The organism is Streptomyces sp. NPDC025638 (assembly GCF_055558775.1).
Genome location: NZ_JBVHLX010000012.1, coordinates 1 through 14225 on the forward strand (window position 1 = coordinate 1; position 14225 = coordinate 14225).

14 protein-coding genes are annotated in these 14225 nt (G+C 71.6%); 10 read left to right on the forward strand and 4 right to left on the reverse strand.

Annotated features, from left to right (window positions below; genetic code table 11):
* Both ACZ4EG_RS28440 and ACZ4EG_RS28445 read left to right on the forward strand, forming a co-directional pair.
* A partial coding sequence (locus tag ACZ4EG_RS28440) for an acyl-CoA carboxylase biotin carboxyl carrier protein subunit (RefSeq protein WP_467792617.1) occupies positions 1-183 on the forward strand: 183 nt, incomplete at its 5' end.
* Between the two features lie 230 nt (positions 184-413).
* On the forward strand, positions 414-977 hold the full coding sequence (locus ACZ4EG_RS28445) for a TetR/AcrR family transcriptional regulator (RefSeq protein ID WP_467792790.1): 564 nt from the start codon (positions 414-416) through the stop codon (positions 975-977).
* Between the two features lie 93 nt (positions 978-1070).
* Here ACZ4EG_RS28445 and ACZ4EG_RS28450 read toward each other — a convergent pair whose 3' ends face one another.
* Both ACZ4EG_RS28450 and ACZ4EG_RS28455 read right to left on the reverse strand, forming a co-directional pair.
* On the reverse strand, positions 1071-2024 hold the full coding sequence (locus tag ACZ4EG_RS28450) for a DeoR/GlpR family DNA-binding transcription regulator (protein WP_453550882.1): 954 nt from the start codon (positions 2022-2024) through the stop codon (positions 1071-1073).
* A gap of 166 nt (positions 2025-2190) precedes the next feature.
* Positions 2191-3639 carry an NAD(P)H-quinone dehydrogenase gene (locus tag ACZ4EG_RS28455; RefSeq protein ID WP_453550884.1) on the reverse strand — a complete coding sequence of 483 codons (1449 nt, stop codon included), beginning with the start codon at positions 3637-3639 and terminating at the stop codon, positions 2191-2193.
* 106 nt (positions 3640-3745) lie between these two features.
* On the opposite strand from ACZ4EG_RS28455, the gene ACZ4EG_RS28460 reads away from it, so the two are divergent.
* The 4 genes from ACZ4EG_RS28460 (at position 3746) to ACZ4EG_RS28475 (ending at position 8605) form a co-directional block, all read left to right on the forward strand.
* Positions 3746-4183, forward strand: coding sequence for a gamma-glutamylcyclotransferase family protein (locus ACZ4EG_RS28460; protein WP_363293855.1), 438 nt, complete (start codon positions 3746-3748; stop codon positions 4181-4183).
* A 156-nt stretch (positions 4184-4339) separates the two neighbouring features.
* On the forward strand, positions 4340-5164 hold the full coding sequence (locus tag ACZ4EG_RS28465; protein ID WP_453550887.1) for a purine-nucleoside phosphorylase: 825 nt from the start codon (positions 4340-4342) through the stop codon (positions 5162-5164).
* Positions 5165-5619: 455 nt separating this feature from the next.
* The gene (locus ACZ4EG_RS28470) at positions 5620-7251 is read left to right on the forward strand and encodes a phospho-sugar mutase (RefSeq protein ID WP_467792618.1); all 1632 of its coding nucleotides are present in this window, start codon (positions 5620-5622) and stop codon (positions 7249-7251) included.
* Positions 7252-7414: 163 nt separating this feature from the next.
* On the forward strand, positions 7415-8605 hold the full coding sequence (locus ACZ4EG_RS28475) for a hypothetical protein (RefSeq protein WP_453550892.1): 1191 nt from the start codon (positions 7415-7417) through the stop codon (positions 8603-8605).
* A 96-nt stretch (positions 8606-8701) separates the two neighbouring features.
* Here the strand turns inward: ACZ4EG_RS28475 and ACZ4EG_RS28480 are convergent, their stop codons facing one another.
* Complete coding sequence (locus ACZ4EG_RS28480) at positions 8702-9391, reverse strand: PH domain-containing protein (protein WP_453550894.1); 690 nt, start codon at positions 9389-9391, stop codon at positions 8702-8704.
* A 113-nt stretch (positions 9392-9504) separates the two neighbouring features.
* Between ACZ4EG_RS28480 and deoC the strand changes: the two genes are divergently transcribed.
* The 3 genes from deoC to ACZ4EG_RS28495 are packed head-to-tail and all read left to right on the forward strand — an operon-like array spanning position 9505 to position 12811.
* Positions 9505-10470, forward strand: coding sequence for a deoxyribose-phosphate aldolase (gene deoC / locus ACZ4EG_RS28485; RefSeq protein WP_453551595.1), 966 nt, complete (start codon positions 9505-9507; stop codon positions 10468-10470).
* A 6-nt stretch (positions 10471-10476) separates the two neighbouring features.
* A complete protein-coding gene (locus tag ACZ4EG_RS28490; protein WP_453550897.1) occupies positions 10477-11907 on the forward strand; it encodes an aldehyde dehydrogenase family protein in 1431 nt (476 codons plus the stop codon).
* Positions 11900-12811: an aldehyde dehydrogenase family protein gene (locus ACZ4EG_RS28495; protein WP_453550899.1), complete on the forward strand. Its 912-nt coding sequence runs from the start codon at positions 11900-11902 to the stop codon at positions 12809-12811. Before ACZ4EG_RS28490 ends, ACZ4EG_RS28495 begins: the two co-directional genes overlap by 8 nt.
* 71 nt (positions 12812-12882) lie before the next feature.
* Here ACZ4EG_RS28495 and ACZ4EG_RS28500 read toward each other — a convergent pair whose 3' ends face one another.
* Positions 12883-13287: a hypothetical protein gene (locus ACZ4EG_RS28500; protein ID WP_467792619.1), complete on the reverse strand. Its 405-nt coding sequence runs from the start codon at positions 13285-13287 to the stop codon at positions 12883-12885.
* 149 nt (positions 13288-13436) lie between these two features.
* On the opposite strand from ACZ4EG_RS28500, the gene ACZ4EG_RS28505 reads away from it, so the two are divergent.
* Positions 13437-14072 carry a uridine kinase family protein gene (locus tag ACZ4EG_RS28505; protein WP_467792620.1) on the forward strand — a complete coding sequence of 212 codons (636 nt, stop codon included), beginning with the start codon at positions 13437-13439 and terminating at the stop codon, positions 14070-14072.
* The last annotated feature ends 153 nt before the right edge of the window (positions 14073-14225 follow it).

Sequence of the window (14225 nt, forward strand, 5' to 3'; positions counted from 1 at the left end):
ATCGTCAAGATCGCGGTCGAGGAGGGCCAGGAGGTCCAGGAGGGCGACCTGGTCGTCGTCCTCGAGGCCATGAAGATGGAACAGCCGCTCAACGCGCACAAGGCCGGCACCATCAAGGGCCTGAGCGCCGAGGTCGGCGCGTCCGTCACCTCCGGTGCGGCGATCTGCGAGATCAAGGACTGATCTCCGGGTACGTGCGTCAAGACGCCCGGCGGACCGACTGCTTCGGTCCGCCGGGCGTCTCGCTCTCCTGTCGGCGGCGCCCTTGCGGGAGGCTGCCCGCACGCCCTCGATGGCATGCTGGAAGCAGCCGGGGGCGCGAGGGAGAGCAGATGGAAGGCACGGTGGGCACGACCGCGGAGCAGACCGCAGGGGCCCGGGACACGGCGGTGCCGCCCGTGGCCCCGCGTGCCATGCGCGCCGACGCCCGCCGCAACTACGAGCGGCTGCTCACCGAGGCCCGTACCGCATTCGCCGAGCACGGCACGGACGCGTCGCTGGAGGACGTGGCCCGCCGGGCGGGCGTGGGAATCGGCACGCTGTACCGGCACTTCCCGAACCGGCAGGCGTTGATGAGCGCGGTCTTCGAGGACGCGGTGAGCGAGCTCCTCGCCCGCTCACGCGAACTGCTCGACGCCCCCGAGCCGTGCTCGGCGCTGGTGACCTGGCTGCGCGAGATGGTCACGCACGCGGGCGAGTACCGCGGCCTGGCACGGGCGCTGATGTCGGTGTCCACCGACTCCGGTTCCGCACTGGCCCGCTGCAGCACCCCGATCCACGAGGCGGGCGGAGCACTGCTGACCCGCGCCCAGCAGTCGGGCGCAGTACGCCCCGACATCTCCATCGGCGACCTCCTCCAACTGACCCACGCGATAGCGCTGGCGGCAGAGGAGTCACCGACCGATCCGGACTTGGCAGACCGCTTGCTGAGACTGACGCTACGGGGCTTGAAAGACGGTCAAGGACAGCCGAGGTAGGGGCACGGGGAACTGCGCGACAAGCCCCGAACAACCCGCACCCGCACCCGCACACAAGACGAGCCCCTACGGCGAAGAGGCGCCACCCAAGCCCTAACGCCGCCGCAGATCCGCAACACGGGCCCGCTCAGCCCCCGCCGCCTGCTCCCCGAGCGCCGTGGCGGACCGCAGCGCAGCCCCCGGCACCTGACCCCGCCTGGGGCCCGGCAGGGCCACGTCCCGACGCTGGTGACGCGCCGGGACCTGATCACCCCCCGGGCTTCCCGACGCCCCGGCCACGGCGATCTGCACCCCCTGATCGGCAAGGGCCTGCAGTTCGGTGGCCGCACGGTCGTCGTGGGCGGGGGGCTCGTCGGTCACCAGCCGGGTGATCACATCCGTGGGCACCGTCTGGAACATCGTGTCCGTGCCGAGCTTGGTGTGGTCGGCGAGGACGACGACCTCCGCGGCGGCCTGGACGAGCGCGCGGTCGACGGACGCCGACAGCATGTTGGACGTGGACAGCCCGCGCTCGGCGGTCAGACCGCTCCCGGAGAGGAAGGCCTTGGAGACCCTGAGCCCCTGGAGGGACTGCTCGGCGCCGGAGCCGACGAGGGCGTAGTTGGAGCCGCGCAGGGTGCCGCCGGTCATCACGACCTCCACGCGGTTGGCGTGCGCCAGCGCCTGGGCCACCAGCAGGGAGTTGGTGACGACGGTCAGACCGGGCACCCGGGCGAGCCGACGGGCCAGTTCCTGGGTGGTGGTCCCCGCCCCGACCACGATGGCCTCGCCCTCTTCGACGAGACCCGCGGCGAGATCGGCGATGGCCGTCTTCTCGGCGGTCGCGAGATGTGACTTCTGCGGAAAGCCGGACTCCCGCGTGAACCCGCCCGGCAATACCGCACCGCCGTGCCGGCGGTCGAGGAGTCCTTCTGCCTCCAGTGCGCGCACGTCCCGCCGTACGGTCACTTCGGAGGTCTGGACGACGCGGGCGAGCTCACGGAGCGACACGGCCCCGTTCGCTCGCACCATTTCGAGGATCAATTGGCGACGTTCTGCAGCGAACACGAAACTGACAGTAACCCCAACGACCGTCTGCTTTCAGCAGTTTGCGCCGAATAACAGAAGTTGTTCGTACGACAGGACCGGAAGTGGTATAGGGCCTACCCGCCCCGACTATGCCGTACGCATGCGCGACAACTCCCCGTGACCAGCGGGGAGTCGGTTTCGGCCGTCAGACCTCGCCCGTCGCCTTTCGGGTGTGGAGTTGGCGGGCCACCTCGGCGATCGACCCCGAAAGGGAGGGGTACACGGTGAAGGCGTTCGCGATCTGTTCGACCGTCAGATTGTTGTCGACGGCGATCGAGATGGGGTGGATCAGTTCCGAGGCGCGGGGCGACACGACCACACCGCCGACCACGATGCCGGTGCCCGGACGGCAGAAGATCTTCACGAAGCCGTCGCGGATGCCCTGCATCTTGGCGCGCGGGTTGCGCAGCAGCGGGAGCTTCACGACGCGCGCGTCGATCTTGCCCGCGTCGACGTCGGCCTGGCTGTAACCGACGGTGGCGATCTCAGGGTCGGTGAAGACGTTGGAGGAGACGGTCTTGAGGTTGAGCGGGGTCACCGCGTCGCCGAGGAAGTGGTAGATGGCGATACGTCCCTGCATGGCGGCGACGGAGGCGAGGGCGAAGACGCCCGTCACGTCACCGGCCGCGTACACGCCCGGGGCGGTGGTGCGGGAGACCTTGTCGGTCCAGATGTGCCCGGAGTCGCGGACCTTGACGCCCGCGTCCTCCAGGCCGAGGCCGGCGCTGTTGGGGATGGCGCCGACGGCCATGAGGCAGTGCGAGCCGGTGATCACGCGGCCGTCGGCGAGGGTGACCTCCACCTTGTCGCCGACGCGCTTGGCGGACTGGGCACGGGAGCGGGCCATGACGTTCATGCCGCGGCGGCGGAAGACGTCCTCCAGGACGGCGGCGGCGTCCGGGTCCTCGCCGGGCAGCACGCGGTCGCGGGAGGAGACGAGGGTGACCTTGGAGCCGAGGGCCTGGTAGGCACCGGCGAACTCGGCGCCCGTGACACCGGAACCGACCACGATGAGCTCCTCGGGGAGCTCGGTGAGGTCGTAGACCTGGGTCCAGTTGAGGATGCGCTCGCCGTCGGGCTGGGCGTCGGGCAGCTCACGCGGGTGACCGCCGGTCGCGATCAGTACGGCGTCGGCGGTGAGGGTCTCCTCGGTGCCGTCGGCGGCGGTGACGACGACCTTGCGGGAGCCGTCGAGGGCCTGCATGCCCTCCAGCCGGCCGCGGCCGCGCATCACCCGGGCGCCGGCGCGGGTGACGGAGGCGGTGATGTCGTGGGACTGGGCGAGGGCGAGCCGCTTCACACGGCGGTTGACCTTGCCGAGGTCCACGCCGACCACCCGGGCCGCCTGCTCCAGCGGCGGGGTGTCGTCGGCGACGATGATGCCGAGTTCCTCGTACGACGAGTCGAAGGTGGTCATCACCTCGGCCGTAGCGATAAGGGTCTTCGACGGTACGCAGTCGGTCAGTACCGACGCTCCGCCCAGACCGTCGCAGTCGACGACGGTCACCTCCGCACCGAGCTGCGCGGCCACCAGCGCCGCTTCGTATCCGCCGGGTCCGCCACCGATGATCACGATCCGAGTCACGTACCCCATTGTCCCGCACGCCTCAAGGTGCTACTGCCCGGGGCGGTGGTTGGTGCGCGTTCTGTTACGTCCGGGGCAAAGGAGGCCGGAGTTTCCGCTGCCGTACCCTCGATCCATGTCGCTCTACGCCGCGTACGCCGGCAATCTGGACGCGCGGCTGATGACCCGCCGCGCCCCGCACTCACCGCTGCGCGCCACTGGCTGGCTGAACGGCTGGCGGCTGACCTTCGGGGGCGAGCAGCTCGGCTGGGAGGGCGCGCTCGCGACGATCGTCGAGGAGCCCGGGTCCCAGGTCTTCGTCGGCCTGTACGACATCGCCGAAATGGACGAGGAGTCCCTGGACCGCTGGGAGGGCGTGGGGCTCGGCATCTACCGTCGCGTGCGGGTGCGGGTGCACACGCTGGACGGGGAGGAGCCGGCGTGGGCGTATGCGCTGAACGGATACGAGGGCGGTCTGCCGTCCGCCCGCTACCTGGGTGAGATCGCCGACGCGGCGGAGTCGGCGGGCGCGCCGCACGACTATGTGATGGAGCTTCGCAAGCGCCCCTGTTGAGGCCCCCGGTCCGACTCCGGCATGACTCCGGCATGGCTCCGGCGCCTCTTGGGCCACTTTTGTCCCAACCTTTGTTGGAAACGACAAGACAACGATCGCCATCCCGTGAGCTCTGTCATCTACGCGCGTAGGCCGGAACCGGCTACCCTCGTCCGCGTGAACGCATCTCTTCTTCCGGACGACATCCAGGGCGACCCCTATGCCGCCGCCGACGCGGCCGCCGCGCGCCTGCGCGAGCTCACGGGCGCCGAGACCCACGACGTCGCCCTCGTGATGGGCTCCGGCTGGGCTCCGGCCGTCGACGCCCTGGGCGCTCCCGACGCCGAGTTCCAGGTCACCGAGCTGCCCGGCTTCCCGCCGCCGGCGGTGGAGGGGCACGGCGGCAAGGTCCGCTCGTACTCCATCGGGGACAAGCGCGCGCTGGTCTTCCTCGGCCGCACGCACTACTACGAGGGCCGGGGCGTGGCCGCCGTGGCGCACGGCGTACGCACGGCCGTCGCCGCCGGCTGCAAGACCGTGGTGCTGACCAACGGGTGCGGCGGTCTGCGCGAGGGCATGCGGCCCGGTCAGCCGGTGCTGATCAGCGACCACATCAATCTGACGGCGACCTCGCCGATCGTCGGGGCGAACTTCGTCGACCTGACGGACCTCTACTCGCCGCGGCTGCGGGCTCTGTGCAAGGAGGTGGACCCCTCCCTGGAGGAGGGCGTCTACGCGCAGTTCCCCGGGCCGCACTACGAGACGCCGGCCGAGATCCGGATGGCCCGGGTGATCGGGGCGGACCTGGTGGGCATGTCCACGGTGCTGGAGGCCATCGCGGCGCGCGAGGCCGGGGCCGAGGTCCTGGGCATCTCCCTGGTCACCAACCTCGCGGCCGGGATGACCGGCGAGCCGCTGAACCACGAGGAGGTTCTGCAGGCCGGGCGGGACAGCGCGGCGCGGATGGGTTCGCTGCTGGCACAGGTGCTGGGGCGGCTGTAACCCGGGCTTTGCCCACCCACCCGACTCGGTAGGCCAAGAGCCACCCCTCCCCGGGGCTCCGCCCCGGACCCCGCCGGGGACTCCGTCCCCAGCACCCCTGCGCCTGGCCTCCCGGCCGGCCGAGTCGGACAACTGAGTGGGCATGAGGGAGGCGGGGCCCGGAGCACCGCCCCGGGCCCGGCGGGAACTCTGTTCCCTGCACCCTTGCGCCTCCGGGTCCCGACCGGGACTCCGTCCCTCCACCCCCGCGCCTCACCTCCCGGCCGACCGAGCCAGACGGTTGACTGGGCAAAGGGGCAGGTCCCCACGGACCCACCACCGGGCTCCGGCGGGAACTCCGCCCCTCCGCCCCTGCACCTCGCCTCCCGGCCGATCGAATCGGGTGGGTGGGCAAAGGGGGTCTGGGGGCGGAGCCCCCAGGCGTGACATCGACATACATGAGAGGTTGACCCGACGTGCACGACGATCTCATCGCCCGGGCCAAGGCGTGGCTCGCCGAGGACCCCGACGCGGACACCCGTGACGAACTCGCCGAGCTGATCGGCTCCGGGAACGTCACCGAGCTCACCGCGCGCTTCAGCGGCACCCTCCAGTTCGGTACCGCGGGCCTGAGAGGCGAACTCGGCGCCGGGCCCATGCGGATGAACCGGTCCGTCGTCATCAGGGCGGCCGCGGGTCTCGCCGCCTACCTGAAGAAGCAGGGCCAGGGCGACGGCCTCGTCGTCATCGGCTACGACGCCCGGCACAAGTCCGCCGACTTCGCCCGCGACACCGCTGCCGTCATGACGGGCGCCGGACTGCGCGCCGCCGTACTCCCCCGCCCGCTCCCCACTCCCGTCCTCGCCTTCGCGATAAGGCACCTGGGCGCGGTCGCCGGCGTGGAGGTCACCGCCAGCCACAACCCGCCCCGCGACAACGGCTACAAGGTCTACCTCGGCGACGGATCGCAGATCGTCCCGCCCGCCGACGCCGGGATCGCCGCCGAGATCGACGCGATCGTCTCGCTGGACGACGTCCCGCGTCCGGACGCGGGCTGGGAGATCCTCGACGACGCCGTCCTCGATGCCTATCTCGCCCGCACCGACGCCGTACTCGCCGAGGGCTCCCCGCGCAGCGCCCGCACCGTGTACACGGCGATGCACGGCGTCGGCAAGGACGTGCTCGTCGCCGCCTTCGCCCGCGCCGGATTCCCGGAGCCCGTCCTCGTCGCCGAACAGGCCGAGCCGGACCCGGACTTCCCGACCGTCGCCTTCCCCAACCCGGAGGAGCCGGGGGCGATGGACCTCTCCTTCGCCAGGGCCCGTGCGACCGAGCCCGACCTCGTCATCGCCAACGACCCCGACGCCGACCGCTGTGCCGTCGCCGTCCGGGACGCGGGCGAGTGGCGCATGCTCCGTGGCGACGAGGTCGGCTCCCTCCTCGGCGCCCACCTCGTCCGGCGCGGCGCCCGCGGCGCCTTCGCCGAGTCGATCGTCTCCTCGTCCCTGCTCGGCCGTATCGCCGAGAAGGCGGGCCTGCCGTACGAGGAGACCCTCACCGGCTTCAAGTGGATCGCCCGCGTCGAAGGCCTGCGCTACGGGTACGAGGAGGCGCTCGGCTACTGCGTCGACCCGGACGGCGTCCGCGACAAGGACGGCATCACCGCGGCGCTCCTGATCACCGAGCTGGCCTCCGAGCTGAAGGAGGAGGGCCGTACCCTCCTCGACCTGCTCGACGACCTCGCCGTGGAACACGGCCTGCACGCCACCGACCAGCTCTCGGTGCGGGTGCAGGACCTGTCGGTCATCGCCGACACGATGCGCCGGCTCCGCGAGCGGCCGCCGACCGAGCTCGCCGGTCTGGCCATCACCAGGGCCGAGGACCTCACCAAGGGCACGGAGACGCTGCCGCCCACCGACGGCCTGCGCTACACCCTCGACGGCGCCCGCGTGATCGTTCGCCCGAGTGGCACCGAGCCCAAGCTGAAGTGCTACCTGGAGGTCGTCGTGCCGGTCGCCGCGCACGCGGACCTGCCGGCCGCCCGTGCCCGGGCGGCCGACCTGCTCGGCGCCATCAAGCGGGACCTGTCCGCGGCCGCCGGCATCTGAGCCGCGGCCGCCGGCGCCACGCCCGTTCCCACCGATGGGGTGCCCCTGGCCGGGGCACCCCATCGGGTGATTTCACGGCGACAGTTGATGCGCGCTCCGTACCCGGCCGCGCCCCCGGGGGACGGTGAACCGGTACCGCCCGCCGAGCACCGGAGCCGCCGCCGTGTCCTCCACCGCCCCCGACACCGCCCCCCGCGGGCACATCCCGGGCAGCCGGTGGCCCCCCACCCCGAACGCCGGCCGGCCACGGCTGGTGCGCAGTCTCCGGCTCGCGGCCCCCGCCCTCGGCGCCTTTCTCGCCGTACGGCTCACGGGGCTGCTGTTCCTCGCCCTGTGGGCGCACCGCCGGCACCACGGCATCTGGCCGATGCTGGCGACGCAGTGGGACGCCCGCTGGTACCTGGGGATCGCGGACCACGGGTACGCGCGCGTGCTGGGCACCACGTACGACTCGAACAACCTCGCCTTCTTCCCGCTCTACCCGCTGCTGGTGAAGGCTGTCGCCGCCGTCACCCCCGGCAGCCGGGCCAGTACCGGGCTGGGCATCGCCGTCGTCGCCTCGTTCCTCGCGGCCTGGGGCGTGTTCGCGGTGGGCGAGCGGTTGCACGGCCGCCGGGTCGGGATCCTGCTCACCACGCTGTGGGCCGCGCTTCCGGTCGGGCTGGTGCAGTGGATGGGGTACACCGAGTCGCCGTTCACGGCGTTCGCGGCCTGGACGCTGTACGCGGTGCTCGGCCGGCGCTGGCTGTGGGCCGGGGCGGGTGCCTGTCTGGCCGGGCTGACCCGGCCGACCGGTATCGCGGTGGCGGCCGCGGTCGCCGTCGCCGCCCTGCTCGCCCTGCGCCGCGGCTTCTCGGCCCGGGCGCTCGCGGGCGCCCTGCTGGCTCCGCTCGGCTGGTGCGCGTACGTCGGCTGGGTGGGCCTGCGCCTGGGCCGCTGGGGCGGCTATTTCGCCGTACAGCGGCTGTGGCACAACGAGCTGGACGGCGGCCGGGAGACCCTGCGCCGGCTGCGGGAGCTGTTCGGGCGGGACTCCACACCCGAGCTGTTCCTGATCATGGTGACCCTGACGCTGCTCGTGTCCGCCGCGCTGTTCGCGCTGTCGCTGATGGACCGGCAGCCGCTGCCGCTGCTGGTGTTCACCGGTGTCCTGCTGGCGATCGCCCTGGGCAGCGGCGGTGTCTACTTCCCGCGCGCCCGCTTCCTGCTCCCCGCCTTCCCGCTCCTCCTGCCACTCGCCCTGCACCTGTCCCACGCCTCCCGCCGCCACCGCGCACTGGTACTGACGACGGCGGTGGCGGTCTCGGCGTACTGCGGCGCATACATGCTGCTGGTGTGGCCGAGCGCGCCCTGAGCCGGACCGGACCGGACCGGTCGCGGCCACGGTCGCGGCCAAGGCCACGGCCGGCCATCACGGTTGTGGCCGTGAAGCCTCAAGCCCGCCGTCGGCTCACCAGACCGCCAGCAGGATCACCAGCAGCACCGCCCCGGCCACCGCGGGCGCCGCGATCTCGTACGCCCAGCGGACCGTGACCTCGCCCTGTGCCGTCTCCGCCTGCTCGCGGGTCTCCAGGAGCTGACGGAGGTCGTCCATGACCTGGTCGGTCTGCGCGCGGGTCGGGCCGCTCGGCGTGGCGGTGTCGCGCGCCCCGCCGAAGCCGAGGCCGGCGCGCACCGCTGCCCCCGGTCTGCTGCCGCCGCGTGCCTCCGCGGCGGCCCGGTCGTGGCGTCGCGTGGCCTTCTTACGGGCCCGGAGCGAGACGGGGATGGCCCAGAGCTGGTACTTGGTGCCGGACTTGGCGACGACCTCGTTGGAGTATCCGGAGCGCAGGGAGGCGACCTCGCCCCAGGGCACGGTGATCACACGGAAGGGGTTGCGGATCCGCATCCGGTCCTCGTTGGCGAACACGGCCGGGCGCAGGGTGAAGGCGACCACCAGCGGAACCAGCAGGATCAGCGTGGCCAGCGCCAGCCAGGGCGTGTGGCCGTGCCCCCTGGTCAGCGCGTCGACGCCGAGCCAGAAGACGATGGCGAGCAGCATCACACCGCCCGCGATCCCCATGGGGGAGCGGTAGATCCGGTCCTTCGCGGTGGGCACCGGAGGCTGTGGCGCGGGTGACTGGTGGTCCGGGGTCGTCATGCTCCCGATTCTGCCCGACGCCGCCGGCCGTGCTCATACGTGGTCGCGGAGCACACGATGAGCATCCGGGGGTATACAGCCGCTACGCGCGTAGATATGCTCGTCTGGTGACCATGCCCATTACTGCACCCGCTGCCCTCGCTGACGTCACCGCGTCCGACAGCACGCTGCGCCGCTTCCTCCATGGGCTGCCCGGCGTCGACGCGGTGGGCCTGGAGGCGCGCGCCGCCTCCCTCGGCACCCGCTCCATCAAAACCACCGCGAAGGCGTACGCCATCGACCTCGCCATCTCGATGGTCGACCTGACGACGCTGGAAGGCGCGGACACCCCGGGCAAGGTCCGGGCGCTCGGCGCCAAGGCGGTCCATCCCGACCCGACGGACCGTACGACCCCGGCGACGGCGGCCGTGTGCGTCTATCCCGACATGGTGGCCGTCGCCAAGGAGGCGATCCTTGCCGCCGGCGGAGTTCCGGACGTCAAGGTCGCCTCGGTCGCCACCGCCTTCCCGGCCGGCCGCGCCGCCCTCGACGTGAAGCTGGCCGACGTGCGTGACGCCGTCGCCGCGGGCGCCGACGAGATCGACATGGTCATCGACCGCGGGGCGTTCCTCGCGGGCCACTACATGAAGGTGTACGACGAGATCACCGCCGTGAAGGAGATCTGCGGGGCGTCCGCCCGCCTGAAGGTCATCTTCGAGACCGGCGAGCTGTCCACGTACGACAACATCCGCCGGGCGAGCTGGCTCGGGATGCTGGCCGGGGCCGACTTCATCAAGACCTCGACCGGCAAGGTCGGCGTCAACGCGACCCCCGCGAACACCCTCCTCATGCTGGAGGCCGTCCGCGACTTCCGCGCCCAGACCGGCATCCAGGTCGGCGTGAAGCCCGCCGGCGGCATCCGCACCACCAAGGACGCCATCAAGTTCCTGGTCCTGGTCAACGAGACCGTCGGCGAGGACTGGCTGGACAACCACTGGTTCCGGTTCGGCGCCTCCTCGCTGCTGAACGACCTGCTGATGCAGCGCCAGAAGCTGGCCACCGGCCGCTACTCCGGCCCCGACTACGTGACGGTGGACTGATCCCCCATGGCTTTCGACTACGCACCCGCACCCGAGTCCCGCTCGGTCGTCGACATCGCGCCCTCGTACGGCCTGTTCATCGACGGCGAGTTCACCGAGGCCGCCGACGGCAAGGTCTTCAAGACGGTCAGCCCGTCGACCGAGGAGGTCCTCTCCGAGGTCGCCCAGGCCGGCGAGGCCGACGTCGACCGCGCGGTCGTGGCCGCCCGCAAGGCGTTCGCGAAGTGGTCGGCGCTGCCCGGCTCCGAGCGCGCCAAGTACCTGTTCCGCATCGCGCGGATCATCCAGGAGCGCAGCCGTGAGCTGGCCGTCCTGGAGACGCTGGACAACGGCAAGCCGATCAAGGAGACCCGCGACGCCGACCTCCCCCTGGTCGCCGCGCACTTCTTCTACTACGCGGGCTGGGCGGACAAGCTCGACCACGCGGGCTTCGGCGCGAACCCGAGGCCCCTCGGTGTCGCGGGCCAGGTCATCCCCTGGAACTTCCCGCTCCTGATGCTGGCGTGGAAGATCGCCCCGGCCCTGGCGACCGGCAACACGGTCGTCCTCAAGCCCGCCGAGACCACTCCCCTGTCGGCGCTGTTCTTCGCGGACATCTGCCGCCAGGCGGGCCTGCCCAAGGGCGTCGTCAACATCCTTCCGGGGTACGGCGACGCCGGTGCCGCGCTCGTCGCGCACCCGGACGTCAACAAGGTCGCCTTCACCGGCTCCACGGCCGTCGGCAAGGAGATCGCCCGCACGGTCGCCGGCACGCGCAAGAAACTCACCCTCGAACTGGGCGGCAAGGGCGCCAACATCGTCTTCGACGACGCCCCGATCGACCAGGCCGTCGAGGGCATCGTGACCGGCATCTTCTTCAACCAGGGCCAGGTGTGCTGCGCGGGCAGCCGCCTCCTCGTCCAGGAGTCGATCCACGACGAGCTGCTGGACTCCCTGAAGCGCCGCCTGTCCACGCTGCGCCTCGGCGACCCGCTGGACAAGAACACCGACATCGGCGCGATCAACTCCGCCGAGCAGCTCTCCCGCATCACCTCGCTCGTCGAGCAGGGTGAGGCGGAGGGCGCGGAGCGCTGGTCCCCGGCCTGTGAACTGCCGACCTCCGGCTACTGGTTCGCCCCGACGCTGTTCACGAACGTCACCCAGGCGCACACCATCGCCCGCGACGAGATCTTCGGCCCGGTGCTGTCGGTCCTCACCTTCCGTACGCCCGACGAGGCCGTCGCCAAGGCCAACAACACGCAGTACGGCCTGTCGGCGGGCATCTGGACGGAGAAGGGTTCGCGGATCCTCGCCGTGGCGGGCAAGCTCCGTGCGGGCGTCGTCTGGTCCAACACGTTCAACAAGTTCGACCCGACCTCGCCCTTCGGCGGCTACAAGGAGTCGGGCTTCGGCCGCGAGGGCGGCCGCCACGGCCTGGAGGCGTACCTCGATGTCTGACAAGACCGAAAAGACTGAGCGACTCTCCGTCTTCAAGACCTACAAGCTGTACGTCGGCGGGAAGTTCCCGCGTTCCGAGAGCGGCCGGGTGTACGAGGTGACGGACTCCAAGGGCAACTGGCTGGCGAACGCGCCGCTTTCGTCGCGCAAGGACGCCCGTGACGCGGTGGTCGCCGCGCGCAAGGCGTTCGGGGCGTGGTCGGGTGCGACGGCGTACAACCGGGGTCAGATCCTCTACCGCGTCGCGGAGATGCTGGAGGGCCGCAGGGAGCAGTTCGTCCGGGAGGTCGCCGACGCCGAGGGCCTGTCCAAGTCCAAGGCCGGGGCGCAGGTGGACGCGGCGATCGACCGCTGGGTCTGGTATGCGGGCTGGACCGACAAGATCGCCCAGGTCGTGGGCGGCGGCAACCCGGTCGCGGGCCCGTTCTTCAACCTCTCCTCCCCCGAGCCGACCGGCGTGGTCGCCGTCCTGGCCCCCCAGGAGTCGTCCTTCCTCGGCCTGGTCTCGGTGATCGCGCCCGTGATCGCCACCGGCAACACGGCGATCGTGATCGCGAGCGAGAAGTCCCCGCTTCCGGCGCTGTCCCTCGGCGAGGTGCTGGCCACCTCCGACCTGCCCGGCGGTGTCGTCAACGTCCTCTCCGGCCGTACGGCGGAGATCGCCACGCCGCTGGCCGCGCACCAGGACGTCAACGCGATCGACCTCGCGGGCGCCGACGACGTACTGGCGAAGGAGCTGGAGATCGCGGCGGCGGACAACCTGAAGCGGGTTCTTCGTCCACAGCCTGTGGACGAAGAGGACTGGTCGGCGACTCCGGGCATCGACCGCATGACGGCGTTCCTGGAGACAAAGACGGTCTGGCACCCGACGGGTTCGCTGGGCGCCTCGGGCTCGTCGTACTGAGCCCACACAGACCGAGAGCCGCGCCACCCCTCCGTCCGGGGGCGGCGCGGCTCTCCTCGTGGCGGTGGACGTCAGCCCAGTCCGCCCAGCAGTTTCGTCGCCTGGCCCACCACGGGTACCGCGCCGAGGGACTCCGCCTGTGCCACCGGGCCGGTCAGGGTCTTGGAGGTGATGGGCTTGAAGTCGGCGAGCTGGGTGCCGACTCCGTTGTCGAGCGGGTCGGCGCCGGTGCCCGCGAGGGGGTTCGGCTTGAGGCCGGCGACCGGGCCGAGGGCGTAGCCCAGCGTGCCGGTCAGGCTCTGCATGCCCGCCGCCGGGTCGACCTTGCCGAGCGAGGTGGGACGCGACGGCATGTCGACGAGCGGGCCGGCGGCGGACGCCGTCGCCGCGCCCGCCCCCAGGGCCGCTCCGGCGGTCGCGAGCGCGATCAGGGCGCGCCGCGCGGTCGGGTTGAGGGGGGACGCGTGTCGGGCCATTGCTGGTGCCGCCTTCCGGTGCACAAGGTAATCGAGTCGACACAGAGGGTAGTTGAGCCGCGACGCACACTCAATTGTTGTGTGACGCACGTTCCAAAGCCGACCCGTGGGGTCGGCAGGAGGCTTGCCATACGTCAAACTGGTGTTCCGTGAGCATTCATCCCCCGTCTCCCGCCCGTGTCGTGCTGCTGTGCGGCCCCTCGGGCTCGGGCAAGTCACTCGTCGCCGCCCGTTCCGGGCTTCCCGTGCTGCGCCTCGACGACTTCTACAAGGAGGGCGACGACCCGACGCTGCCGCTGGTGGAGGGGAGTTCGGACATCGACTGGGACCATCCGCTGTCCTGGGACGCGGACGTCGCGGTCGAGGCCATCGCCCGGCTGTGCGCCACGGGGTCGACGACCATACCGGTGTACGACATCTCGCAAAGCGCGCGAACCGGCGAGGAGACGCTGTGCATCGACCGCACCCCGCTGTTCATCGCGGAGGGCATCTTCGCCGCCGAGATCGTGGAGCGCTGCCGTGAGCTGGGCCTCCTGGCCGACGCCCTGTGTCTGAACCGCGGGCCGTTCACCACCTTCCGGCGCCGCTTCCTGCGGGACCTGAAGGAGGGCCGCAAGTCGGTGCCGTTCCTGCTGCGCCGCGGCTGGCGGCTGATGCGCGCGGAGCGGTCGATCGTCGCCCGCCAGGTGTCGCTGGGCGCCCACTCCTGCGACCGTGACGAGGCGCTGGGCAGGCTCGCGGCCGCGGCGGTGGGCCGGCAGGTGCGGGCGCGGACGGCGGCCTAGCCGTGGCCTGACCGAGCGCAGGAGCCGTACAGCAGGAGCCGTACACACGGAAACGGGACCGGACGGACCCCCCGGCCCTCCAGTCCCGCTTTCCTGCGCTCCCCCGCGTCCCCCGTGGTGGAGCTCCCCCGTACTTCCCCCGGTACTTCCCCC

Coding starts and splice junctions, on each gene's coding strand:
- ACZ4EG_RS28445 (WP_467792790.1), top strand. CDS start 414: ATGCGCGCCGACGCCCGCCGCAACTACGAGCGGCTGCTCACCGAGGCC.
- ACZ4EG_RS28455 (WP_453550884.1), bottom strand. CDS start 3,639: ATGGGGTACGTGACTCGGATCGTGATCATCGGTGGCGGACCCGGCGGA.
- ACZ4EG_RS28460 (WP_363293855.1), top strand. CDS start 3,746: ATGTCGCTCTACGCCGCGTACGCCGGCAATCTGGACGCGCGGCTGATG.
- ACZ4EG_RS28480 (WP_453550894.1), bottom strand. CDS start 9,391: ATGACGACCCCGGACCACCAGTCACCCGCGCCACAGCCTCCGGTGCCC.
- deoC (WP_453551595.1), top strand. CDS start 9,505: ATGCCCATTACTGCACCCGCTGCCCTCGCTGACGTCACCGCGTCCGAC.
- ACZ4EG_RS28490 (WP_453550897.1), top strand. CDS start 10,477: ATGGCTTTCGACTACGCACCCGCACCCGAGTCCCGCTCGGTCGTCGAC.
- ACZ4EG_RS28495 (WP_453550899.1), top strand. CDS start 11,900: ATGTCTGACAAGACCGAAAAGACTGAGCGACTCTCCGTCTTCAAGACC.
- ACZ4EG_RS28500 (WP_467792619.1), bottom strand. CDS start 13,287: ATGGCCCGACACGCGTCCCCCCTCAACCCGACCGCGCGGCGCGCCCTG.